Here is a 2039-nt window from a genome sequence, read left to right on the forward strand (position 1 = left end):
ATGCTTTACAAGACAATAGATGTTCCTCTTGTCCATCTTTACTGTTGTGATGCACTTTGTGAAGTAAGAACTATACAGATTTCCATATTCATGCGTATAAAATTTTGTGGAGTCTGGTGCAATCATAGGAACTGTATCTGTGTCAAACACCATGTAAACCTTATATTTGTCAAGATGAAGGCTATCTGTCACATACAGTTTTCCTGTGTAACCATTTCCATACAAGAAAGTTTTTCCTTCATGTGCGAATACATTATTAAGATAATAATAGCCTGTTCTGCTATTTTCTTGAATACGCTCTAATTTGCCGTAATGTCCATCACACTTTCCGTCATTGATACGAAAAGAAGCTATTATTGGATTGAAGGTCTTATAAAAGCTGCCATTAAAAGGGTCTAAATCTTTCTGTCCTACAATATCCTCTTTCTCAAATCCATCCATAGGCCATGTCAACTTTTCGCTTCCTGTCCATAATTTGTTATTGAACAAGTCGAACACAAAGTGAAGATAGAAATACTTGGAATGTTCCAAATCGAAATCTGGTGAAATCATCTTGCCTGACGTATAATTGTTGATGTCTCGTATCAAGACAGCAGGGGCATTGTAAAAGCTAAAGTTCCATTCGTTGCCTACTTTTTCTCGAAGAATCTTTGGCAGGGAATAGGAAATTCCGATATGAGAAGAGTCCAACATATTTGCAGACAATGCTATGTAAAAGACTTGTCCTTGTTTTACTAAGTTTCTGAAATCCTTATCTGGCACGGAAACAAATTTCTTTTTCTCCGCTTCGTCTGCTTGGAAGAGTCGCTTGAATTTAAACAAACCATTTTCTTTATTAAACAGCATTATACCATTGTTCAGCATGTCGTTAAAAAAAAGGTGTCCATTCTCTATTTTGGGAATATCATATATTGATGATATTTCTACTCCATCTTTCGTGTTGACCTCGATGTCCGTTTGTTTCCATTTTGGCATAGGAACATTTATCATCGCAATCTGGTCTGCCACCTCTTTATATGAGTCTTTCTTATCCAATTCATACATGTGAGGAGCAATTCTCTTTTTACAAAGTACCAACTGCTTCACAAACTCTGCCCCTAAGACCGTATATTGTCCACCTGTGACGAACACGCCTTCTTTTGGAACTAATTTGAGTATATACAATCCGTACATTCCTTCAGAGTTGAAACTGAAGATGTTGCTATAAACTGATTTCGTATCATAAATGTAATAATCAGCCTTATAGTTGTTTTTAGAATTATACCAACTTGCTGTTTTAGAATCCCCATATGCAGTTATTAGTAATAACTTGTTGTTCGGATTATTGCGTTTCAGTTTATCATAAAATGCAGGAATTGCAGCTTCACATCTAAAACATTCAGCAGGACTATAAAGAATTGCAAAAATTGTATCTTCCTTAATGTTTGCTGAATGCAAATAATCAGACAGAAGCCCTTCAGTGTTAGGCTTCTGTCTGATTTGCAAGTCGTTCTGCTCCATTTCATTTATATAATCACGCCCCTGTGCAAATATGGTCGTGCAAAACATTAAGAAAAGGAGTGCTAAAATATGCCTTATTTTCATTCTGCCACATTTGCCTTGAACGTTCCACCCAATTTCATTGTTTCAAGCTTAATATTTGCCTTTGTTTCTGACACGGAAGATGGAGCAAAGAAATTGTTTGTAAATAATGTGTTACCATCAGCATCCTTTACCTGCTGCATCACCAAAGTTTGGTCTTCAAATGACACCAAACTTGACTCTATGGTTCCGCACTTTCTGATAGTTGCTCCCTTGCAAGGATTGTTTGCGTTAGTTGAAGCCTTTGAACCATAGAAAGTAGATACAATCTTGTCTGGTGTAGATGAGCTAAGATCATCATCTGATACTGCTGAAGCCTTAATCTCATTTAAGTTTCCTGCAAATGCAGTACCACACACAATAACGGCAATCATGCCCATGAAAAACTTCTTCATTTTTTTACTCCTTATGCAACCTCTACAATAATAGCACAGCTTGGTCGGGGTCTATTAAAGCCA

2 protein-coding genes are annotated in these 2039 nt (G+C 36.6%); both read right to left on the bottom strand.

Translation table 11 applies throughout. From position 1 onward, the window contains the following. Positions 1-1500: hypothetical protein (locus tag F7D73_RS03850; protein WP_228117621.1), on the bottom strand; the 1500-nt coding region annotated here is incomplete at its 3' end. Between the two features lie 80 nt (positions 1501-1580). Continuing rightward, entirely contained in the window at positions 1581-1976 is a 396-nt protein-coding gene (locus F7D73_RS03855) for a hypothetical protein (protein WP_071122673.1), read from the bottom strand. Between the last annotated feature and the right edge of the window lie 63 nt (positions 1977-2039).

The organism is Segatella copri (assembly GCF_009494395.1).
In the GTDB taxonomy this organism is placed as follows: Bacteria; Bacteroidota; Bacteroidia; order Bacteroidales; family Bacteroidaceae; genus Prevotella.